The following is a 21743-nucleotide window of genomic DNA, read 5'->3' on the forward strand; positions in this document are numbered from 1 at the left end:
GTGGGGGCCCGTCTCCAGAGCAGCCGACCAACGGTCGGCTCTACAACCGGTGCGGGCCGTCTTCCAGGACCTGCCGCAGGAACGGCACGGTGATGCGTCGCTGTGCGGCCAGCGATTCGCGGTCCAGCCAGTCCAGCAGGCTGACCAGGCTGCCCAGTTCGCGGCCGGTGCGGGTCAGCAACCATTCGATCGCCGCCTCGTCGATGGCCAGGCCACGGCGCAACGCGCGTTCGCGCAGCACCGCCGCGCGGCCTTCGTCATCCAGCGGCTGCAGCTGCACGCGAACGCACTGCTGCAGGCGCGAGCGCAGGTCCGGCAGCACCAGGCCGAGCTGGTCCGGACCGTGCTGGGCGGTATACAGCAGGGTGATGCCGGCACTGCGCGCGCGGTTGTGGAAATCGAACAGCGCCACCTCGTCCTCGCGCTGCCCGGCCACCGCATCCAGCCCATCCAGCGCGACCAGGTCGCGCCCTTCCAGCGATTCCAGCGCGGCGCGGGTGCGCCCCACCACCGCCTTCAGCGGCAGGTAGGTGGGTTGGCGGCCGGCCTGTTCGGCCAGCGAGCACATCGCCAGCGCCTGGTGGGTCTTGCCGGTGCCGGCCGCGCCTTCCAGGTACACCCAGTCGTGCGCGGCCCCCAACGCGATCGCACGCAGCTGCGCCAGCGCACCATCCGGTGCACCGATGAAGGTTTCCAGTCGCTCGTCCTGCGGGTAGCGCAGGGCGAGCGGCAACTGCGGAACGACGCTCACTTCGAGTCAGGCGCCTTCGGTGAGGTATCCACGATGATGGTGGGCGTGTCGATGTAGGAATCCAGCACGATCGCCGACTTCTCGCCGGCATACAGGTCGCTCTGGCGGTAACGCTGGTGTGCATAGCGCAGCAGCACGTTGCTCACCGCCGCCACCGGCAGCGCCAGCAGCATGCCCAGGAAGCCGAACAACTGGCCACCGGCCATCACCGCGAAGATCACCGCCACCGGGTGCAGGCCGATCTTGTCGCCCACGATGCGCGGGGTGAGCACGTAGCTTTCCAGCAGCTGGCCCACGGTGAACACCACGCCGACCAGGATCAGCAGCTTCAGGTCGAAGCCCTGCGCCTGCACCAGCGCGGCACCGATGGCCATCACGATGCCAGTGGTGGCGCCCAGGTACGGAATGAAACTGATCAGGCCGGCCACCAGGCCGATCAACAGGCCCAGCTTCAACCCCACCAGCGACAGGCCGGCGGCATACACCACGCCCAGCGCGATCATCACCAGGAACTGGCCGCGGATGAACGCGCCCAGCACCTCGTCGGACTCGCGGGCCAGCTTGGTGATGGTGCCGATGTGGTTGCGCGGGATCATCGACGCCACCCGCTCCACCAGCTTGTCCCAGTCACGCAGGAAGTAGAACGCCAGGATCGGCAGCAGCAGGATGTTGACCACCCAGGTCACCATCGTGAAGCCCGAGCGCGACACGTAGCCGAAGAAGGTCTTGGCGAAGCCGCCCGCCTGCTGCCAGTGGCTGCGTACCCACTCGATCAGCCGGTCCGGGTCCATCCACTGCATGATCTCCAACCCGGTCTTCTGCTCGAACCACGGAATGCCGGTCTGCATCAGCCACTGCTGGGCCTGCGGGATGGCCGCCACCAGCGTGGCGATCTGGCGCTCGATCATCGGCACCAGGATCAGCAGCGCGGCGGTGATCAGCAGGATCATCGCCACGAACACCAGCACCACGCCGGTGTTGCGCGAGCGGCCGGTGGCCTCGATGCGGTCGACCAGCGGGTCGCCCAGCCAGGCCAGCGCCAGGGCCAGCACGAACGGAGTGAGGATCGGGCCCAGCAGCCAGATCACCCAGCCCACTGCCAGCGCCGCCAGAACGTACTTGAGGCGGCGCAGGAACTGCGCGATCTCGGCTTCGGGAGTGAGGATCATCGCAGTCGGTACTCGTTGCTGGCCGGGGGCGGCGGGGTACCGGGGGCGTCATCGCCGTCGACCGGCACCGGCAGCGGGGCCAGCGGCACGATCACGCCGTTGTCGCCGAGCATGCGGTTCAGGCCGGACAGGCCGGTGGTCATCTCCAGCGACAGCTCCAGGCGGTTGCCCGACGCGCGCAGCGGGGTGATGTTGCGCACCACCGGGTTTTCACGCAGGCCGGCGGCCAGGCGCAGGTAGTCCTCGGCACTGTCCAGCCCGCTCACCACGATGGTGTAGCTGCCGGCCGCGCCGGTGGCGGCCCCGGCCTTGGCGTACCGCCGGACCAGCGCGTCGGCGGTGCCGTCGGCGCCGCTGGCCATGGCACGGCGGGCGTCGGTGTCCTTGGTGGTCCACTTGTTCAGTTCCTTGCCACCGTCCACGAACACCCAGTCGGCCACCCAGCCGCCGTTGGCGCGGTACAGCTTGCCCACCAGCTGCATCGGCGGGGCGTAGCGCGAGGAGGCGCGGGCCACCGCGGCGGTGTCCTGGCGCCAGATGGCGCCCACCACCGCCTGCTCGGCGGCGCTGCCACCGGGCAGGCCCAGCTTGTAACCGCGTTCGATGGCGCGGTTCAGCAACGGGCGGGCGGCGTTGGCCTGCTGCACGCTGACCAGACGCGGGCCGCTGCCATCGTCGATGGCCAGCCAGACCACCGGCTTGGGCCGCGGCTGCGGCCACAGCGGCAGCCCCAGCGCGGAAATCAGCCCATCCACGTCGTCCTGGCGGAAACGGGCCACCAGGGTGGTGCGGAAACTGGGCGCCCCGCTGGCCGAGGTGCTCTGGTCCTGCCGATAGTCATAGCTGGCCACGTAATCCTTGGCCCCGCGCAGGGCCTGGGCCACGCCCGGGCGGCCCATCACGCTGCGGTCGCCCGACAGCTTGGCCAGCACGTTGCCCAGCGCGCGCGCCAACGCGCCATTGCGGTCGGCGTCGGCCTGGCTGTTGACCGGCACTTCGGCCTCATAGGCGCCCGTGGCGCTGGCCACGTCGCCTTCGGTACGCAGGCCGCTCTGGGCCATCGTGGCCACCGGCAGGCATAGCGTGAGGAGCATCATCAAAAAGAGGCTGCGGCGCATCAGGACTTCCATTGAGCGTATCCGGGGGGAATTGTTGCCCGAATAGGGCCTGCGCGCCAACGTGGCCTGTTAAAATCGCCGATTCACCCCAGCGCAGCGCCGACGCCCGTGACCAACTCCCCGTCCAACCCCTCTCCCCTGACCTACCGCGACGCCGGTGTCGACATCGACGCGGGCAATGCACTGGTCGAGCGCATCAAGCCGCTGGTCAAGCGCAGCTTCCGCCCCGAAGTGATGGGCGGGCTGGGGGGCTTCGGCGCGCTGTTCGACCTGTCCAACAAGTACCGCGAGCCGGTGCTGGTGTCGGGCACCGACGGCGTGGGCACCAAGCTGAAGCTCGCACAACAGCTGGGCCGCCATGACACCATCGGCATCGACCTGGTGGCCATGTGCGTGAACGACGTGCTGGTGCAGGGCGCCGAGCCGCTGTTCTTCCTGGACTACTTCGCCACCGGCAAGCTGGACATCGACACCGCCGCGGCGGTCGTGGGCGGCATCGCCAACGGCTGCACCGAGGCCGGCTGCGCGCTGATCGGCGGCGAAACCGCCGAAATGCCCGACATGTACGCCCCGGGCGAGTACGACCTGGCCGGTTTCACCGTGGCCGGGGTCGAGAAGAGCGAACTGAAGGACGGCGCCAGCGTGGCCGCCGGCGACGTGCTGATCGGCATCGCCTCCTCCGGCCCGCACTCCAACGGGTACTCGCTGGTGCGCCGCATCTACGACCGCGCCGGCCAGCCGGCGGACCTGGAGCTCGACGGCGGGGTCAAGCTGGTCGACGCGCTGATGGCCCCCACCCGGCTGTACGTCAAGCCGATCCTGGCGCTGCTGAAGGAACATGGCGCGGCCATCCACGGCATGGCCCACATCACCGGTGGCGGCCTCACCGAGAACATCATCCGCGTGGTGCCCGATGGCCTGGGCCTGGACATCCAGGCCAACGCGTGGACCCTGCCGCCGGTGTTCCAGTGGCTGCAGAAGGAAGGCGCGGTGGCCGACAGCGAGATGTGGCGCACCTTCAACTGCGGCATCGGCTTCGTGCTGATCGTGGCCGCTGACCAAGTGGAGACCGTGTCCGCTGCCGTGACCGCACAGGGCCTGGACCACTGGACCATCGGCACGGTGACCGTCGCCGACGGTGCCGAGCGCGTCAAGATCGGTTGATCGCGCCCATGGAGCCCCGCATGGATGCCCTCGCTCCACCGCCGCTGCCGCCCCGGTTGCCCATGGCACCGCCGCGCGGCGGCCAGGATGACGCGGCGCAGCTGCGCCTGTTGTCGGTGCTGCACTACGTAATGGCCGGCTTCACCGCGCTGTTTTCCTTTTTCCCGGTGATCTACCTGGTGCTGGGCATCGCGGTGCTCAGCGGGGCCATGCCGGTGGACAGCAGCACGGCGTCGTCGCCGGGCGAGGTCCAGCTGATGGGCTGGGTGTTCACCGGCCTGGGTGCGGTGTTCTTCGTGGGCATGCTCGGCATGGCCGGACTGGTCGGCTACGCCGGGCGCTGCCTGGCGCGCGAGCAGCGCCACACGCTGTGCATGGTCGCCGCCGGCGTGTGCTGCATGTTCATGCCGCTAGGCACCATCCTGGGCGTGTTCACCCTGGTCACCCTGACCCGCACCTCGGTGCGTGAGCGCTTCGCGCACGGCGCCACCCCGCCCCCTTCCACGCCCTGACCTGCCGGCTGACGCGCATGAACCACCGTGGCCGCAGTGCCCGTCCGTTTTCGATGGCCAAGAAGCTCGCCCTTGCCGCCGTGTTGGGGGTGTTCGCGGCCAGCTGGATCCAACCGCTGTGGCCGCTTGAGCAGACCCTGCACAGCTCGCTGACCGTGATCGGTCTGGTGGCGCTGTGGCGGGTCGACCGCCGCTGGGGGCTGGGCAGCGGCGCGTTCGCCGCGATCTGCGGCTTCATCGCCATCCACTGCATCGCCGCGCGCTGGCTGTATTCCAACGTGCCCTACGACGCGTGGCTGCAGGCGGCGCTGCACTGGTCGCCGAACGCCGCCTTCGGCTGGCAGCGCAACCACTTCGACCGGCTCATCCATTTCCTGTACGGCGTCTGCTTCACCCCGGCGCTGCTGCAACTGGCGCGCCATGCGTGGCCGGCGCTGCGCATCGGCCAGGCCTTCACCCTGGCGGTGATGGTGGTGATGTGTTCCAGCCTGGCCTACGAATGGCTGGAATGGGGCATTGCGCTGCTGCTGTCGCCCGAAGCGGCCGAGGCCTACAACGGCCAGCAGGGCGATATGTGGGACGCGCACGCCGACATGCTGCTGGCCACGCTGGGCAGCCTGCTGGTCTGGCCGATGGCGCAGCGGAGCGTGCAGCGATGAGCGCACCGGCACGCCTGGCGGTGCTCGCGTCCGGCCGCGGCAGCAACCTGCAGGCGATCACCGCAGCCATCGCGGCCGGCCAGCTCGATGCGCAGGTCGTGGCGGTGCTGTCGGACAAACCCGATGCGCCCGCCCTGCAGCAGGTTGCTGCCGAACAGCGCTGGGCGCGGTCGCCGAAGGACTTCGCCGACCGCGCCGCCTTCGATACCGCACTGGGCGACGCACTGGCCGGGTTCGCCCCGGACTGGGTGGTCTGCGCCGGCTACATGCGCATCCTGGGCCAGGCCTTCGTCGAGCGTTTCGACGGCCGGCTGGTCAACATCCATCCGTCGCTGCTGCCGCTGTACAAGGGTCTGCACACGCACGCCCGCGCACTGGAAGCCGGTGACGTCGCGCATGGCGCCAGCGTGCACTTCGTGGTGCCCGAACTGGATGCCGGCACCGTGCTGGCGCAGGCGCGGGTGCCGGTACTGGCCAGCGACACCCCCGAAACACTGGCCCAGCGGGTGCTGGCGGTGGAACACCCGCTGCTGATTGCCAGCCTGCAGTGGCTGGTGTCCGGCCGCGTGGCTGAACGGCACGGACAGCTGGTGGTCGACGGTCACCCCCTGTTTAGCCCCTTGCGCCTAGATTCCGCCGGTAAGCTGAACAGGTGAGCGGCGCGCACACGCGCTGCTGATCCGGACGCTGGCATCCTCCCCCTTCCCCCTCTCCCGTGCCCGCATGAACACCTCCCTGTCCAAGCCAGTGCTGCTGATTGCATCCCTGCTGTGCACCGTGGCGATCGCACAGGCACAGGAACCGCCTGCGGCCGCGCCGGAACAGGCAGCCGCGCCGTTGCCGGTACCGGCGATCAGCTGGGAAGCGCCGCCGCTGGAGCCGTTCACCGCCACCTACCAGGCCCTGTACAAGGGCAAGGATGCGGGCGACGCCACCATGAAGGTGACCCACACCGGCGGCGCGCAGTGGCGGGTGGACATGCAGGTCGTGGGCCGGCGCGGCTTTGCCAGCGTGCTGGGCCTGAACCTGGAACAGAGCACCGTGTTCGAGAAGCAGGGCGAGGTCTACGTACCGATCAGCCAGGCCACCGTGCGCAAGGGCCTGTTCCTGGGCAAGAAGGTAAGTGGCACCTACAACTGGCAGGCCGGCACCGCGCAATGGCTGGGCGACCTGAAGAAGGAACGCACCCAGCCGATTCCGCTGCAGCCCGGCGACCAGAGCGCGCTGCTGATCAACCTGGCGATCATGCGCGACGCCCGCCCCGGCAGCCAGATGCACTACCGCTATGTCGACGTGGGCCGCGTGCGCCAGCACGACTACCAGGCGGCGGCCGACACCGAGAACGTGCAGGTCGGCGACCTGTCCTACAACGCGCTGCGGGTCCACCGGACCAACGGCGGCAATGACGAAACCATCCTCTGGATCGCCAACGGTGTTCCCACGCCGGTGCGCATCCTGCAACGCGAAGATGGGGAAGATCGGATCGATCTTCGCCTGATCGAATACCAAGGAGTCTGAGCAATGAACCTGATGAACCGCCCCCTGAGCTGGCTCGCCGCTGGTGCCCTGGCCCTGGTCAGCCTGCCGGCCATGGCGCTGCAGCCGTTCAAGGCTGACTACCTGGCCAGCTACATGGGCATGCAGGCCAACGGCACGATGACGCTGGCCAGCGAGGGCAGCAACAAGTGGCGCTACAGCCTGAACGTGAAGAACCAGCTGGCCGATCTCAGCCAGAGCACCGTGTTCGAGGAGGCCAACGGCCGCCTGCGCCCGCTCAGCAGCAACGACCGTTCGGTGCTGCTGGTGAAGAAGCGCAACGTGGATGCCACCTACAACTGGTCCAGCAACCAGGCCACCTGGACCGGTGACGTCAAGGGCGACCGCCGTGGCCCGGTGGCGCTGAAGACCGGTGACATGGACGCGCTGCTGATCAACCTGGCGATCGCGCGCGACCTGGCCGCCGGCAAGCCGCTGAACTACCGCATGGTGGACGAAGGCCGCATCAAGCCGATGAGCTACAAGGTGGTCGGCCAGGAAAAGATCACGGTGGGCGGCAAGTCGTATGACGCCACCAAGGTGTCGCGCACCGACGGCAACAAGGAACTGATCGCCTGGATCGTCAAGGAGTTCCCGGTACCGGCCCGCCTGCTGCAGCGTGAGGGCGGCAAGGACGCGCTGGACCTGACGATCAAAGGCATGAATTAAGCGCGGGCGCGGTAGAGCCGACCGTTGGTCGGCTGCCTGCACGCGCACCGACCAACGGTCGGTACCAACCGATTGCGGCATGTCGCCACCATTGCGGCGCGTCGCCATTGCAGCGTGTGGCCATTGCGCTATGCCGCCATTCCCGCGGTAGAGCCGACCGTTGGTCGGCTGCTTGCATGGGTACCGACCAACGGTCGGTACCTACCGATTACGGCGTGTTGTCATTACGACGTTTCGCCATTGCAGCATGCCGCCGGACAGAGAAAAAAGCCCGCTTGCGCGGGCTTTTTTTCATTCCTTCTTGGCCTCGTCGCCGAACACCGTCTTGCAGTCCACGCGGATCTGCTCGCCGTTGCTGCGCCAGTAGAAGGTGCGGCAGTGCCGGTTGCCTTCCTGCTGGTTGGTCACGCCCACCGCATAGAACGCCTGCAGCACTTCGGTGCGGCTGACGGTACCGTCGGCGTTCCAGTCCATGTCCTGCTGCTCGATGCCCTGGGTGATGGCGATGTTGGCGTACCAGGCATAGCCCAGCCACGCCAGCACCACAAGGATCAGCACCAGCAGCGCCTTGCGGCGGCGGGTGAACGAGCCGCGCAGGATCATGCGGCCACGCGCCGGATGGTCGCGCCCAGCGAAGACAGCTTCTCTTCGATGTTCTCGTAGCCACGGTCCAGGTGGTAGATGCGGTCGATGGTGGTGTCACCGTCGGCCATCAGACCGGCCAGGATCAGCGACGCCGACGCGCGCAGGTCGGTGGCCATCACCGGCGCACCGCTCAGGTGCTCGGCACCGCGCACGATCGCGGTATGGCCTTCCACCTGGATGTCCGCGCCCAGGCGCAGCAGTTCGTTGACGTGCATGAAGCGGTTTTCGAAGATCGTTTCATTGATCACGCCCACGCCGTCGGCCACGCAGTTGAGCGCCATGAACTGCGCCTGCATGTCGGTCGGGAACGCCGGGTACGGCGCGGTGGTCAGGTTGACCGCGCGCGGGCGCTTGCCTTCCATGTCCAGGGTGATGCTGTCTTCGGTGGTCTCGATCTTCGCACCGGCTTCCACCAGCTTGGACAGCACCGCGTCCATGGTGTTGGGACGCGCGCGGTTCACCGTGACCTTGCCGCCGGTCATCGCCGCGGCCACCAGGAAGGTGCCGGTTTCGATGCGGTCGGGCAGCACTTCATGACGCCCGCCGGACAGCTTCTCCACGCCTTCGATCACCAGCCGGGCGGTGCCCAGGCCTTCGATCTTCGCGCCCAGTGCGATCAGGCAGTGCGCCAGGTCGGTCACTTCCGGTTCCATCGCCGCGTTGTCCAGCACGGTGGTGCCTTCGGCAAGCACGGCGGCCATCAGCACGTTCTCGGTGCCGGTGACGCTGACCATGTCGAAGGTGAAGTGCGCGCCCTTCAGGCGCGTGGCGACATGCGCCTTGATGAAGCCGTTCTCGACGGTGATTTCCGCACCCAGCGCCTGCAGGCCCTTGATGTGCTGGTCAACCGGGCGCGAGCCGATGGCGCAGCCGCCGGGCAGCGACACTTCGGCCGCGCCGAAGCGGGCCAGCAGCGGGCCCAGCACCAGGATCGAGGCGCGCATGGTGCGCACCAGCTCGTACGGGGCCACGTGCTGGTTCACCGGGCGCGGGTCGACCACGATCGCGCTGCCGCGCGACAGCGTGCCCTGGTCGATGGTGACCTTGGCCCCCAGTTCGCCCAGCAGCTTCACCGTGGTGACCACGTCGTGCAGGTGCGGCACGTTGGTGATTTCCACCGGCGCGTCGGCCAGCAGGGTGGCGCACAGGATGGGGAGGACGGCGTTCTTGGCGCCGGAAATGTTCACTTCACCGTGCAGCGGCTTGCCGCCGGTCACTACAATCTTGGCCATGGAATCTACTTTGAATGAGGTAGAGCCGACCGTTGGTCGGCTGATCTAATCGGTCCGCGGACTAACCCGCTTCGCCCGGGGTCACCGTCTTCAGCGCCAGCGCGTGGATCGCCCCGCCCATCAGATCGCCCAGGGTGGCATAGACCATGCGGTGGCGCGCCAGCGGCAGCTTGCCGGCAAAGGCGTCGCAGACCACGGTGGCCTCGAAGTGAACGCCATCGTCGCCCTGCACGTCCGCGCGGGCGCCGGGCAGGCCGGTTTCGATCAGATTGCGGATGGTCTCGGCGTCCAACGGGCTTTCCTAATAAAATGAGCGCTCATTCTACTCTTCCGCGTGGCGCCCGCATGGCTGTATCGCCCCTGCTCCCCCATCCGGCCGACCCTGCGGCACTGGTCGCCAGCGGCCGCCGCGTGTTCCAGATCGAGGCCGACGCCCTGGCCGCCGTGGCCGACCGGCTTGGCGATGCGTTCAGCCAGGCCTGCCAGCTGGTCCTGCACGGCAAGGGCCGGGTGGTGGCCACCGGCATGGGCAAGTCCGGCCACGTGGCCCGCAAGATCGCCGCCACCCTGGCCTCCACCGGCACCCCGGCCTTCTATGTACATCCCGGTGAAGCCGGCCACGGCGACCTGGGCATGATCACCGAAGACGACGTGGTGCTGGCCCTGTCCTACTCGGGCGAGTCCGACGAACTGCTGATGCTGCTGCCGGTGCTCAAGCGCCAGGGCAACCGGCTGATTGCCATGACCGGCCGCCCGCAGTCCAGCCTGGCGCAGGCCGCCGACGTCCACCTGGACGTCAGCGTGCCCGCCGAGGCCTGCCCGCTGGCGCTGGCCCCCACCTCCAGCACCACCGCCTCGCTGGCCATGGGCGATGCGCTGGCCGTGGCCCTGCTGGACGCACGCGGCTTCACCGCCGACGACTTCGCCCGCTCGCACCCGGCCGGCAGCCTCGGCCGCCGCCTGCTGCTGCACATCACCGATGTGATGCACAGCGGCGAGGAGCTGCCGCAGGTGGACGCCGACGCCAGCCTCAGCGAGGCCCTGCTGGAAATGAGCCGCAAGCGGCTGGGCATGACCGCCGTGGTGGACGCCGACCAGCGCCTGATCGGCCTGTTCACCGACGGCGACCTGCGCCGTGCGCTGGACACCGAGCTGGACGTGCGCAGCGCGAAGATCGCCGAGGTGATGACCCGCAACCCGCGCACCATCGGCGCCGACCAGTTGGCCGCCGAGGCCGCCCGGCTCATGGAGACCCACAAGATCACCGGCCTGATGGTGGTGGACGGCCAGGGAAAGCTGGTCGGCGCGCTCAACATTCATGACCTGTTGCGGGCGCGGGTGGTTTAAACCACAGTTGCCTTCCTCCATTCAGCCACGACCTGCCCCCTGCCGATGCCCTATTCCCCGTTGCCCGGTTTCCCGTCCCACCTGCATGCCGTTGCCGGCCGCATCCGGCTGGCCTGTTTCGACGTGGACGGCACGCTCACCGATGGTCGGCTTTACTACGACCGTGACGGCAACGAGAGCAAGGCGTATTACGTGCAGGACGGACTTGGCCTGAAACTGCTGCAGCAACACGGCATCCACCCGGTGTTGATCACCGCGCGCAACAGCCTGTCGGCACAGAAGCGCGGCGCGGACCTGGGCATCGACACCCAGATCGCGGTGGGCGACAAGCTGGCCAGCGTACGCGCGCTGTGCGCCACCCACGGCATCGGGCTGGACCAGGTCGCCTTCATGGGCGACGACCTGCCCGACCTCGCCCCGCTCTGCGCGGTAGGCTTGGCGGTGGCACCGGCCAATGCCCATCCCTGGATTGCCGAGCGCGTGCACTGGCAGACCCGCAGCGATGGCGGCCGTGGCGCCGCCCGCGAGCTGTGCGACGTGCTGCTGGCCGCACAGGGCCACGTGGACGCGGTACTGGCGAGGTTCGGCGCATGAACTGGCGCACCGTCCTGGGGGGCCTGCTGCTGGTGGCTGCCGTGCTCAGCGGCTGGTCGCTGCTGCGTCACCGCGACAAGCCGGCCGCGCAGGCCACCGACGACGGCAGCAAGGATTACGTGCTGCACGACTTCCAGATCATCGCGCTGGATGAGCAGGGCAAGGAATCCACCACCCTGCGTGCGCCGTTGCTGGAGCGGTCGCGCAACGACGAAACGATGAGCATCACCACCCCGCTGTTCCTGTTGCCCGACCAGGACGGCAACCATTGGGAACTGCGCAGCGACACCGGCTGGGTCAGCGCCAAGGGCGACCAGCTCAAGCTCGCCGGCAACGTCAGTGGCGACAGCCCCAAGGTGGCCAACGTGCCGCCCACCACCTTCCGTACCGACCACCTGGATGTGTTCCCCAAGGAAAACCGGGCCAAGACCGATGCGCTGGTGACCATGACCCGCCCGGGCATGACCCAGTCCGGCGTGGGGTTCGAGCTGGATTCCAAGAACAAGACTTACCATTTCCTGAGCCAGTCCAAGGGCCGCTACACGCCCCAACGCTGAGCCGGTGCAGCCGCAGGCGACGTCCCCTGGACCGGCGCCGCTGCACCGCCCCACCCGCCGGCCAGGCGCCTGCCTGGCCAATGCCCCCCTTACCCCGTGGCCTTTTCGGCTGCGCCCCCTTCTCCGGCAGGACAGACTCCCTTCATGAAGATCCTATTTGCAGCCGCCTGCGCGATCAGTCTTCTGGTCCCCACCTTCGCCGCCAGCGCGAAGTCCACCGACCGCAACCAGGACATGACCATCGACGCCGGCGCCCAGTCGGGCACCCTGGTCGGCGATGGCAAGACCACCCTGTCCCAGGGCGTGGTGATCACCCAGGGCACGCTGGACCTGCGCTCGTCCGACGCCGAGATCTACATGAAGGACGGCGAGGCGGTGCGCGCGGTGTTCACCGGCAAGCAGGCCAAGCTCAAGCAGCAGCTCGATGACGGCAGCTGGATGGACGCCAGCGCCGACCGCATCGACTACGACATCAAGTCCGAGGTGCTGGTGATGACCGGCAACTACCACGTCAAGAGCGCGCGCGGCACCAACGCCGGCCAGAAGATGACCTACAACACCCGCACCGGCGAAATGAACAGCGGCGGCGACGGCACCCGCGTGCGCACCGTGATTCCGCCCAAGAACAAGACTGCGGCGCCCGCTGCGGCCACGCCGGCCGCCAAGACCACCGTCCCCACTGCCGGGAGCAAGAAGTAATGCTCGTCGCCAAAGGCCTGCGCAAGCGCTACAAGCAGCGCGAAGTGGTCAAGGACTTCGGTCTGACCCTGGAAGCCGGTGAAGTGGTGGGCCTGCTGGGCCCCAACGGTGCCGGCAAGACCACCTGCTTCTACATGATCGTCGGCCTGGTCGAAACCGACGCCGGCAGCATCGTGCTGGACGGCAAGGACATCACCGGCGACCCGATGTACACCCGGGCCAAGCAGGGCGTGGGTTACCTGCCGCAGGAACCGTCCGTATTCCGAAAGCTGACCGTGGCCGACAACATCCGGCTGGTGCTGGAGCTGCGCGAGGACCTGGACAAGGCCGGCCGCGAGGCCGAGCTGAATTCGCTGCTGGACGAGCTGCAGATCGGCCACGTGGCCGACCAACTGGGCGCCAGCCTGTCCGGCGGTGAACGCCGGCGCTGCGAAATCGCCCGCGCGCTGGCCGCCCGGCCGCGCCTGATCCTGCTCGATGAGCCCTTCGCCGGCGTGGACCCGATCTCGGTCGGCGAGATCCAGCGCATCGTCACCCACCTCAAGCAGCGTGGCATCGGGGTGCTGATCACCGACCACAATGTGCGGGAAACCTTGGGAATCTGCGACCGCGCGTATATCCTCAACGAAGGCAGCGTACTGGCGCAGGGGGCACCAGAGGCGATTCTGGCCAACGCCGATGTCCGTCGCGTCTACCTTGGGGACACCTTCAAGCTCTGACGCCCGGCCGCTGCGGCGCCTTCCCTTCGTTCGGCACAGGCATGAAAGCACGGCTGCAGACATCGCTGGGACAACAACTGGTCATGACGCCGCAGCTGCGTCAGGCGATCAAGCTGTTGCAGATGTCCAGCGCCGAGCTGGAGCTGGAAATCGCCGAGGCGGTGGAAACCAACCCCCTGCTGGACTGGGCCGAGAACGCCGAGCCCGCCCTGGAAGTGGCGCCCAGCGACGACGAGCGCCCGCCCACTCCCACCGACACCCACAGCGACGGCGAGCACCAGGCCTCGGCCAGTGAAGACTGGGCCCCGGGGGAAGGCGACTGGAGCAGCGGCAACAGCGGCGGCTCGTTCGACGATGACGACAACGGCAGCGCCGCCGAGCGCGTGGCCGACACCGACAGCCTGGTCGACCACCTGCTCTGGCAGCTGCACCTGTCGCACCTGTCCACGCGCGATCGCAGCATCGGCGCCGCACTCATCGACGCGTTCGAGGACGACGGTTACCTGCGCGAGCCTCTGTCGGCCATCGCAGAGACCCTGCTGCCGGCCATTCATGCCAATGACGCCGAGATCCTCACGGTGCTGCACCAGATCCAGCGCTTCGACCCGATCGGGGTCGGCGCGCGCACCCTGGGCGAATGCCTGCGGCTGCAGCTGGACGTGCTGTGCCCGGACACTCCGGGCCTGGCGCTGGCCCGGCGCATCGCCGATGGCCCGCTGGAGCGGCTGCCGCGCAGCGGCGTGGCCGGGCTGGCGCACGAACTGCGGGAACCGGTGGCCGAGGTGGAGGTGGCCGTGCAGCTGCTGCGCACGCTGGACCCGCGCCCGGGCACCCAGATCGGCGAGCTGGCCCATGACAGCTACGTGGTGCCCGACTGCGTGGTCTGGCGCCAGAACGGCGTCTGGCGTGCGGCGCTGGCCAGTCATGCCGGGCCCAAGGTGGTCATCCACCGCGGCTACGAACAGATGATCCGCCGCTGCGGCGAGGCCGACGCCGGCTACCTGCGGGCGCACCTGCAGGAAGCGCGCTGGCTGCTCAAGGGCCTGGAGGCACGCGGGGAAACCCTGCTGCGGGTGATGCGCAGCCTGCTGCAGCAGCAGGCCGCGTTCCTGGAGTTCGGCGAACAGGCGCTGCGCCCGCTCACCCTGCGCGAGGTGGCGGCCGAACTGGGCCTGCACGAATCGACCATTTCCCGGGCGATCGCGCGCAAGTACGTGCGTACCCCGCGCGGCACCCTGGCACTGCGCAGCTTCTTCGCCTCGGGCATCGACACCGACAGTGGCGGCGAAGCGTCCAGCACTGCCATCCAGGCCATGATCCGGCGCCTGATCGACGACGAGAACCCGCGCAAGCCGCTTTCTGACGCCAAGCTGGCTGACCTGCTCAAGACCTCGGGAATACCGGTAGCGCGGCGCACCGTGGCGAAGTATCGTGAGGCCATGAACATTTCCGCCTCGCACGAACGGGTACGAATCGCCTGACGCACCGCGCCCGGCGGAAAGGTTCATTGGCTCATCCGAACAAAGGAGAAACCCGATGCGCATCGAGACGTTTGGCAAAGACGTAGAAGTCACCCCGGCCCTGCACGAGTACGTGGAAACCAAGCTGCAGCGCCTGGGCAAGCACTTCGACCAGCACTGCGAGGTGCGGGTCACCCTGGAGCTGCGCAAGAACGAACACCACGTCGATGCCAGTGCCAACGTCCCCGGCCAGACCCTGCACGCCGAGGCTGGCGGTCAGACCATGTATGCCGCGATCGATATCCTGGCCGACAAGCTGGACCGCCTTGTGATCAAGCACAAGGAGAAAAAACAGCAGCACGCGCCGCTGCCAGTGGGCGACAATGACGACTGACGTCCTCGTTCTTCCCCTGACATGCCCTTGACTGATCTCCTGGCGGCCGTGCGCACGCAAGTGTTGCCGGCCGCCGATCGCGACAGCGTCCTGCATGCCGCCGCCCGGCTGCTGGCCTGCCGCGAAGCCAATGCCGACCTGATCTACCAGAACCTGTGCCAGCGCGAGCAGCTGGGCAGCACGGCGATCGGCCACGGCATTGCCATTCCACACGGTCGCGCGCCGTTGCTGGAGCGCCCGCGCGGCGCCCTGCTGCGACTGGAACGCCCGGTCGAATTCGGCGGCGACGAACCGGTGGACCTGGTGTTCGCCATTGCCGTCCCGGCCCATTACACCCATCAACACCTGATGCTGCTGTCAGAGCTGGCCGAGTTGTTTTCCGAGCCGGACATCCGCCAGGCGCTGCGCGAAGCGCGCGACGGCGAAGCACTGCGCCAGGTCATCGAATTTCCCCCGCCGGCGAGTGCCGCATGAATACCAGCATCACCGCGCGTGAGCTGTTCGAACAGCAGCGCGACCGCCTGGCCCTGCGCTGGGTGGCCGGGCAGCAGGGCGAGCGCCGCGAACTGGAAGCGGGCAACACCGTCTCGCGGCGGCCGTCGCTGGCCGGCTACCTCAACGCGATCTACCCCAACAAGGTGCAGATCCTGGGCACCGAGGAGCTGTCCTGGCTGGACTCGCTGGACTCGCGCCAGCGCTGGGAAACCATCGAGCGGATCATGCATTCGCACCCGCTGGCGCTGGTGATCACCCGCAACCAGGCCTGCCCGGAAGACCTGCGCGCGGCCGCCGACGAATCGCAGACCCCGCTGTGGATCTCGCCCAAGCGCGGCCACGAACTGCTCAACCACCTGTCCTACCACCTGGCGCGCACGCTGGCGCCGCGGGTGATCCTGCATGGCGTGTTCATGGAGATCTACTCCATTGGCGTGCTGATCACCGGCGAAGCCGGCTCGGGCAAGAGCGAACTGGCCCTGGAGCTGCTCAGCCGCGGGCACCGGCTGGTGGCCGACGACGCCCCGGAATTCACCCAGATCGCCCCGGACGTGCTCGACGGCACCTGCCCGGAACTGCTGCAGGACCTGCTGGAAGTGCGCGGCCTGGGCGTGCTCAACGTCCGCGAGATGTTCGGTGACACCGCTGTAAAGAAGAACAAGTACCTTCGGCTGATCGTGCACCTGACCAAGCCCATGACCGAGCCCACCCCGCATGGTTACGAGCGCCTGACCGGCGATTCCGGCACCCGCCACGTGCTGGACCTGGACGTGCCGCTGATCACCCTGCCGGTGATGCCCGGGCGCAACCTGTCGGTGCTGACCGAAGCCGCCACCCGGCTGCACATCCTGCGCACCAAGGGCATCGATCCTGCGGCGATGTTCATCGCCCGCCACAGCAACCTGTTGGAACGCCGAACGCCATGAACACCCCCGCCTCCGCCCCGACCGCCGCCACCCTGATCATCGTCAGTGGCCTGTCTGGTTCCGGCAAGACGGTCGCACTGAAAACCTTCGAAGACCTCGATTACTACTGCTCGGACAACCTGCCGATCAACCTGCTGCCGGACTTCGTGCGCAGCCTGCTGGCCGGCCATGATGCCGATGCACCGCGCCGCCTGGCCGTGGGCATCGACGTGCGCGGGCAGAGCGACCTGAGCCAGCTCTCGCACTGGCGCGAAGATGCGCTGGCGGCCGGCCTGGACGCGCAGCTGCTGTTCTTCGATGCCACCGACGAAACCCTGCTCAAGCGCTACGCCGACACCCGTCGCCGCCACCCGCTCAGCCAGCTGGGCCTGTCGCTGCCCGAAGCGATCGCGCGCGAGCGCGAACTGACCGCCCCGCTGCGGCGCGCCGCCGACGCGGTGATCGACACCACCACCCTCAACGTGCACCAGCTGCGCCGCAAGGTGGTCACCGAGTTCGCGCTGAACCATGGCAGCAAGCTGTCGCTGCTGTTCGAATCGTTCGCCTACAAGCGCGGCGTGCCGGCCGAAGCCGACTTCGTGTTCGACGCCCGGGTGCTGCCCAACCCGCATTGGGACCCCGAACTGCGCCCGATGTCCGGGCGCGAGCGCCCCGTGCGCGAGTACCTGGACGCCCAGCCCGACGTGCAGCGCTATGCCGGCCAGCTGATCGACTTCCTGGATACCTGGCTGCCACGGCTGGGCAACGACACCCGCAGCTATGTCACCGTGGCCTTCGGCTGCACCGGCGGCAAGCACCGCTCGGTGTACCTGGCCGAACGCATGGCCCGCCACGCCCGTGAGCAGGGCTGGCCGGAAGTGGCCACCTTCCACCGGGAACTGGATTGACGGCGTGCCTGGGCACCCGATTTGGAACACAGAAATGTCGTTGGATTGGGTGCTGTGCGCGCGGAGGCGCTTTTTTTGCGGCCACTGGAGCACTTTGAAATGTCACCCGACCAACGGTCGGGTGCTACCCGGGATGGGCCGCGTGCAGCCTACCCCTACCCCCAATTCATGTTGACCTGTTAACGTTCGGGGATGACCTGTGGCATTCTCCTCGTAACACACCCCGGCGTCGGCACGTCCCTGTTGGATGTGGCGACCCGGCTGCTGCGGCACCTGCCGCTGAAGACCGAAGCTTTCGAAGTACCGTTCGACGCAGACCTGGACGTCCTGCTCCCACTCGCCTCGGCCGCCTTGCGCCGGGTGGACAGTGGCCAGGGCGTGCTGATCCTGACCGACCTGTACGGCGCCAGCCCCAGCAATCTGGCCGGGCAACTGGCTCGTCTGGGCACCCCGGCTCGCCGGGTTTCGGCGCTTAGCCTGCCGATGTTGTTGCGGGTGATGAATTATCCGGAACAGGGACTGGATCAACTGCCTGCCACTGCCGCGGCAGGCACTCGCAATGGAGCGATTGTCGACGATGCTTGAACGTGAACTCACCGTATCCAACCGCCTGGGCCTGCACGCCCGCGCCACTGCAAAGCTGGTGCAGGAGCTGGCCCCTTTCCGCTGCAACGTGACCATGGCCGCCAAGGGCCGTGAGATCAACGCCAAGAGCATCATGGGCGTCATGCTGCTGGCCGCCGGCCAGGGCACCCCGGTCACCGTGCGCATCGACGGCGAAGACGAAGCCGCCGCGATGGACGCGGTGGTGGGCCTGTTCGAGCGGCGCTTCGACGAGGACAACTGACCATGCCGGGGCAGCCGTCGCGACCGGGATCGACCGCCGCCAGCCGGACGGCGTCCGGCGCGCTGCTGTTGACCGGGCACGGTGCCTCGCGTGGCAATGCGCTCGGCCGCGCCCGGGTGCGGCTGCCGCACGCGCTGGAAGTGGCCGAGCAGCGCATCCCCCCGGCCAAGGTGGAGGCCGAACTGCAGCGCCTGCACCAGGCCGTGGACGCGGCGCGTGCGGAAATGCACGACCTGCGCCAGCGCCTGCAGGGTGCCCTGAACAAGGAAGTCGGCGAATTCCTCGACCTGCACGCACTGCTGCTGGACGACCCGGAGCTGCTGTTCGGGCTGGATGAGCTGATCCGCAGCGGCCCCTACAGCGCCGGGTATGCGCTGCGGGTGCAGCGCGACCGCCTGGCCAAGGTCTTCGACGGCATGGACGATGCCTACCTGAAGAGCCGCATGGACGACCTGGACCATGTGATCGGCCGCATCCATGCCTTCCTGCAGAAGCGCCCGCCGGACGTCAAAGGCATGGCCGGCGAAATACTGGTCTGCGACAACATTGCCCCATCCGAGCTGGCCCAGCTGCAGGCGCACGGTGTGGTCGGCATCGTCACCGCCGGCGGCAGTGCGCTGTCGCACAGCGCGATCCTGGCCCGCAGCCTGCACCTGCCGCTGATCGTCAACGTCCCCAACGTGCTGCAGAAGGTCGCCGACGGCGACGTGCTGATCATGGATGGCAGCGACGGCACGGTCACCATCAACCCGCAGGCCCCGGACCTGCGCGACTACCGCGTGCGCCTGCGCGAGCACGCGCGCGAACAGCGCGAACTCGGCCGCCTGCGCACCAAGCCGACCCGCACCCGCGACAACGTCGACATCGCGCTGCTGGCCAACGCCGAATCCAGCGAAGACGTCACCCAGGCCCATGCGCTGGGCGCACACGGGCTGGGTCTGTACCGCACCGAATTCCTGTTCCTGCAGCGCAACGAGCTGCCCGACGAACAGGAACAGTTTGAAACCTACCGCGATGCCGCCCTCGGCATGAGCGGGCGGCCGGTAACCATCCGTACCCTGGACCTGGGCGCGGACAAGGCCGACCGCACCGGGCTGACCCTGAGCAACGAGGAAAACCCGGCGCTGGGCCTGCGTGGCGTACGCCTGTCGCTGGCCCGGCCCAAAGTGGCCGACACCCAGTTGCGCGCGATCCTGCGTGCCTCGGCCTACGGCAAGCTGCGCATCCTGATTCCGATGGTCAGCACCCGCGAGGAAATCCTTGCGGTGCGCCGGCGCCTGGCCAAGCAGGCCGAGCTGCTGCGCGCCGAAGGCCATGAAGTGGCCGAGCACATTCCCTTCGGCGCGATGATCGAAGTGCCCGCCGCGGCGATCGCGCTGGAGAGCTTCATCGACCTGGTCGACTTCCTGTCGATCGGCACCAACGACCTGGTGCAGTACCTGCTGGCGGCCGATCGCAACAACGAAGCGGTGACCGAGCTGTACTCGCCGTTGCATCCGGCGGTGGTGCGCCTGCTGGCGCATATCCTGCGCACCGGCCAGGCCTACGACATCCCGGTGGCGGTGTGCGGCGAGATCGCCGGCGACCCGCGCATGACCCCGCTGCTGCTGGCCCTGGGCCTCACCGAGTTCAGCCTGCACCCGGGCACGCTGCTGGAAGTGCGCCGCGCGATCCGCGACAGCGACCTGTCCGTGCTGCAGGCGATGGCGCCGAAGCTGATGCAGGCGCGCGACCGCCGCGGCATTGAACGCTGGATCGAAAAAGCCCGGTAGTGCCGGCCGCTGGCCGGCTCCGCATGAACCTTCGGATCGGCATGCGTGGTTGCCGGCCAGCGGCCGGCACTACCGTCGTTGAATGCGCGCGTCCCACGCGCATCGCCGTCGGCGGCCTACCCGATTGACACACAAGCACGCGATAATGACGCGCTGACCACCCCGCATGCCGCATCCTGTCCGGATCGCGGCCTTTTCTTTTCCCGCAGGAGCTGCCCATGGCCGAAGCCGTACGCCACGACAAGACGGCACGCCAGCTGCGGCTGTTGTCCGATGCACTGGACAGCGGGCGACTGGGTCCGGTGCGCCGGCTGGTCAACACGTTGGCGCCGGCCGAGATCGGCAACCTGCTGGAATCGCTGCCGCCGGGCAAGCGCGAAGTGGTGTGGGGCCTGGTCGACCCGGAAGACGATGGCGAGGTGCTGGTCCACGTCGGCGAAGAAGTGCGCGAAAGCCTGCTGGCCGACATGGACCCGGACGAGATCATCGCCGCGGTCGAAGACCTGGACATCGATGACCTGGCCGACCTGGTCGAAGACCTGCCCGACACGGTCATCGACGAAGTGCTCAAGTCGATGGACCGCGAGAACCGCGAGCGGCTCGAGCAGGTGCTGTCCTACCCCGAGGACAGCGCCGGCCGCCTGATGAACCCGGACGTGGTGACCGTGCGCGCCGACGTCAATGTGGACGTGGTGCTGCGCTACCTGCGCCTGCGCGGCGAACTGCCCGACCACACCGATCACCTGTTCGTGGTCAGCCGTCGCCACCAGTACCTGGGCCGGCTGTCGCTGGCCGCGCTGGTCACCCACGAAGACAACACCCCGATCAACCGGCTGATCGACGACGAGCAGCCGGCCATCGACGTCGGCGAGGGCGCCGAGGAAGTGGCCCGGCAGTTCTCCGATCATGACTGGGTGTCCGCGCCGGTGGTGGACGACAACAACATCCTGCTCGGCCGCATCACCATCGATGACGTGGTCGACATCATCCGTTCGCAGGCCGAGCACCAGGCGTTGGGCGCCGCCGGTCTGGACGAAGAGGAAGACCTGTTCTCGCCGATCAAGCGCGCCGTGCGCGGCCGCGTGGTCTGGCTGGGCATCAACCTGTGCACCGCGTTCCTCGCGGCCAGCGTGATCGGCCAGTTCGAGCTGACCCTTCAGAAGGTGGTGGCGCTGGCGGTGCTGATGCCGATCGTGGCCGGCGTCGGCGGCAATGCCGCCGTGCAGGTGCTGACCCTGATGGTGCGCGGCATCGCGCTGGGCCAGGTGGGTCCGAGCAATGCACGCATCCTGCTGTGGAAGGAATCGCGCGTGGCGCTGATCAACGGCACGCTGATCGGCACGGTGGTGGGCATCATCGCCTTCCTGTGGTTCCACAGTTTCCTGCTGTCGCTGGTCATCACCCTGGCGTTGATCATCAACTTCTGCGCCGCTGCGCTGGCCGGCGTGCTGCTGCCGCTGATGCTCAAGCGCATGAACGTCGATCCGGCCGTGGCCGGCACCGTGGTGGTGACCGCGGTCACCGACGTGATGGGCTTCTTCAGCTTCCTTGGGCTGGCCACCCTGATCCTGCTGCACTGACCCTGGACCCC

General features: G+C 68.1%; 26 protein-coding genes. 20 read left to right on the top strand and 6 right to left on the bottom strand.

All coding sequences use genetic code 11. The annotated features are described in order from the left end of the window. Positions 1 to 40: 40 nt before the first annotated feature. Genes hda through DX03_RS14790 form a run of 3 tightly spaced genes read right to left on the bottom strand, consistent with a single transcriptional unit; the run spans position 41 to position 3038 of the window. Positions 41 to 751: a DnaA regulatory inactivator Hda gene (hda, locus tag DX03_RS14780; protein WP_038689943.1), complete on the bottom strand. Its 711-nt coding sequence runs from the start codon at positions 749 to 751 to the stop codon at positions 41 to 43. Beyond that, complete coding sequence (locus DX03_RS14785) at positions 748 to 1920, bottom strand: AI-2E family transporter (protein ID WP_038689945.1); 1173 nt, start codon at positions 1918 to 1920, stop codon at positions 748 to 750. Before DX03_RS14785 ends, hda begins: the two co-directional genes overlap by 4 nt. Beyond that, complete coding sequence (locus DX03_RS14790; RefSeq protein ID WP_181406134.1) at positions 1917 to 3038, bottom strand: DUF2066 domain-containing protein; 1122 nt, start codon at positions 3036 to 3038, stop codon at positions 1917 to 1919. Before DX03_RS14790 ends, DX03_RS14785 begins: the two co-directional genes overlap by 4 nt. Before the next feature lie 108 nt (positions 3039 to 3146). Here DX03_RS14790 and purM point away from each other — a divergent pair, with 108 nt between their 5' ends. The 6 genes from purM to DX03_RS14820 all read left to right on the top strand — a co-directional run bounded on the left by purM (position 3147) and on the right by DX03_RS14820 (position 7578). Next, a complete protein-coding gene (purM, locus tag DX03_RS14795; protein WP_038689948.1) occupies positions 3147 to 4202 on the top strand; it encodes a phosphoribosylformylglycinamidine cyclo-ligase in 1056 nt (351 codons plus the stop codon). A 20-nt stretch (positions 4203 to 4222) separates the two neighbouring features. Next, positions 4223 to 4714, top strand: a complete 492-nt coding sequence (locus tag DX03_RS14800) for a hypothetical protein (protein WP_038689950.1) — start codon at positions 4223 to 4225, stop codon at positions 4712 to 4714. A gap of 17 nt (positions 4715 to 4731) precedes the next feature. Next, complete coding sequence (locus DX03_RS14805; RefSeq protein ID WP_038689952.1) at positions 4732 to 5373, top strand: DUF2238 domain-containing protein; 642 nt, start codon at positions 4732 to 4734, stop codon at positions 5371 to 5373. Then, positions 5370 to 6029 carry a phosphoribosylglycinamide formyltransferase gene (gene purN / locus DX03_RS14810; protein ID WP_038689954.1) on the top strand — a complete coding sequence of 220 codons (660 nt, stop codon included), beginning with the start codon at positions 5370 to 5372 and terminating at the stop codon, positions 6027 to 6029. The genes DX03_RS14805 and purN overlap by 4 nt, the downstream gene beginning before the upstream one ends. 67 nt (positions 6030 to 6096) lie before the next feature. Further along, positions 6097 to 6891 (top strand): DUF3108 domain-containing protein, encoded by a 795-nt coding sequence (locus DX03_RS14815; RefSeq protein ID WP_038689956.1) that lies wholly within the window; start codon positions 6097 to 6099, stop codon positions 6889 to 6891. A 3-nt stretch (positions 6892 to 6894) separates the two neighbouring features. Next, positions 6895 to 7578, top strand: coding sequence for a DUF3108 domain-containing protein (locus DX03_RS14820; RefSeq protein WP_038689958.1), 684 nt, complete (start codon positions 6895 to 6897; stop codon positions 7576 to 7578). Positions 7579 to 7869: 291 nt separating this feature from the next. On the opposite strand, the gene DX03_RS14825 is transcribed toward DX03_RS14820, so the two are convergent. From DX03_RS14825 to DX03_RS14835, 3 genes are all read right to left on the bottom strand, one after another. Next, on the bottom strand, positions 7870 to 8181 hold the full coding sequence (locus DX03_RS14825; RefSeq protein ID WP_038689960.1) for a hypothetical protein: 312 nt from the start codon (positions 8179 to 8181) through the stop codon (positions 7870 to 7872). Next, positions 8178 to 9455 (bottom strand): UDP-N-acetylglucosamine 1-carboxyvinyltransferase, encoded by a 1278-nt coding sequence (gene murA / locus DX03_RS14830; RefSeq protein WP_038689962.1) that lies wholly within the window; start codon positions 9453 to 9455, stop codon positions 8178 to 8180. Before murA ends, DX03_RS14825 begins: the two co-directional genes overlap by 4 nt. A 61-nt stretch (positions 9456 to 9516) precedes the next feature. Further along, positions 9517 to 9747, bottom strand: coding sequence for a BolA family protein (locus DX03_RS14835; protein ID WP_038689964.1), 231 nt, complete (start codon positions 9745 to 9747; stop codon positions 9517 to 9519). A 53-nt stretch (positions 9748 to 9800) separates the two neighbouring features. Between DX03_RS14835 and DX03_RS14840 the strand changes: the two genes are divergently transcribed. The 14 genes from DX03_RS14840 (at position 9801) to mgtE (ending at position 21732) form a co-directional block, all read left to right on the top strand. After that, complete coding sequence (locus DX03_RS14840) at positions 9801 to 10802, top strand: KpsF/GutQ family sugar-phosphate isomerase (RefSeq protein ID WP_038689966.1); 1002 nt, start codon at positions 9801 to 9803, stop codon at positions 10800 to 10802. A gap of 45 nt (positions 10803 to 10847) precedes the next feature. Then, on the top strand, positions 10848 to 11396 hold the full coding sequence (locus tag DX03_RS14845) for a KdsC family phosphatase (protein WP_038689968.1): 549 nt from the start codon (positions 10848 to 10850) through the stop codon (positions 11394 to 11396). Continuing rightward, a complete protein-coding gene (lptC, locus tag DX03_RS14850) occupies positions 11393 to 11953 on the top strand; it encodes an LPS export ABC transporter periplasmic protein LptC (RefSeq protein ID WP_038689969.1) in 561 nt (186 codons plus the stop codon). Before DX03_RS14845 ends, lptC begins: the two co-directional genes overlap by 4 nt. A 144-nt stretch (positions 11954 to 12097) precedes the next feature. Further along, positions 12098 to 12652 (top strand): lipopolysaccharide transport periplasmic protein LptA, encoded by a 555-nt coding sequence (lptA, locus tag DX03_RS14855; RefSeq protein ID WP_038689971.1) that lies wholly within the window; start codon positions 12098 to 12100, stop codon positions 12650 to 12652. Continuing rightward, positions 12652 to 13371: an LPS export ABC transporter ATP-binding protein gene (gene lptB / locus DX03_RS14860; RefSeq protein ID WP_038689973.1), complete on the top strand. Its 720-nt coding sequence runs from the start codon at positions 12652 to 12654 to the stop codon at positions 13369 to 13371. The genes lptA and lptB overlap by 1 nt, the downstream gene beginning before the upstream one ends. Before the next feature lie 83 nt (positions 13372 to 13454). Next, on the top strand, positions 13455 to 14852 hold the full coding sequence (locus tag DX03_RS14865; RefSeq protein WP_414715970.1) for an RNA polymerase factor sigma-54: 1398 nt from the start codon (positions 13455 to 13457) through the stop codon (positions 14850 to 14852). Between the two features lie 55 nt (positions 14853 to 14907). Then, a complete protein-coding gene (gene hpf / locus DX03_RS14870; protein WP_038689977.1) occupies positions 14908 to 15225 on the top strand; it encodes a ribosome hibernation-promoting factor, HPF/YfiA family in 318 nt (105 codons plus the stop codon). A gap of 21 nt (positions 15226 to 15246) precedes the next feature. Further along, positions 15247 to 15699, top strand: a complete 453-nt coding sequence (locus DX03_RS14875) for a PTS sugar transporter subunit IIA (protein WP_038689979.1) — start codon at positions 15247 to 15249, stop codon at positions 15697 to 15699. Continuing rightward, positions 15696 to 16646: an HPr(Ser) kinase/phosphatase gene (hprK, locus tag DX03_RS14880; protein ID WP_038689981.1), complete on the top strand. Its 951-nt coding sequence runs from the start codon at positions 15696 to 15698 to the stop codon at positions 16644 to 16646. The genes DX03_RS14875 and hprK overlap by 4 nt, the downstream gene beginning before the upstream one ends. Then, complete coding sequence (gene rapZ, locus DX03_RS14885) at positions 16643 to 17533, top strand: RNase adapter RapZ (RefSeq protein ID WP_038689983.1); 891 nt, start codon at positions 16643 to 16645, stop codon at positions 17531 to 17533. Before hprK ends, rapZ begins: the two co-directional genes overlap by 4 nt. A gap of 192 nt (positions 17534 to 17725) precedes the next feature. Continuing rightward, complete coding sequence (locus DX03_RS14890; RefSeq protein WP_038689985.1) at positions 17726 to 18118, top strand: PTS sugar transporter subunit IIA; 393 nt, start codon at positions 17726 to 17728, stop codon at positions 18116 to 18118. Then, entirely contained in the window at positions 18111 to 18380 is a 270-nt protein-coding gene (locus DX03_RS14895) for an HPr family phosphocarrier protein (protein WP_038689987.1), read from the top strand. Before DX03_RS14890 ends, DX03_RS14895 begins: the two co-directional genes overlap by 8 nt. A gap of 2 nt (positions 18381 to 18382) precedes the next feature. Further along, the gene (ptsP, locus tag DX03_RS14900; RefSeq protein ID WP_244880132.1) at positions 18383 to 20152 is read left to right on the top strand and encodes a phosphoenolpyruvate--protein phosphotransferase; all 1770 of its coding nucleotides are present in this window, start codon (positions 18383 to 18385) and stop codon (positions 20150 to 20152) included. 218 nt (positions 20153 to 20370) lie between these two features. Further along, positions 20371 to 21732, top strand: a complete 1362-nt coding sequence (gene mgtE, locus DX03_RS14905) for a magnesium transporter (protein ID WP_038689989.1) — start codon at positions 20371 to 20373, stop codon at positions 21730 to 21732. The last annotated feature ends 11 nt before the right edge of the window (positions 21733 to 21743 follow it).

It is taken from the genome of Stenotrophomonas rhizophila, from assembly GCF_000661955.1.
Taxonomy (GTDB): Bacteria; Pseudomonadota; Gammaproteobacteria; order Xanthomonadales; family Xanthomonadaceae; genus Stenotrophomonas; species Stenotrophomonas rhizophila.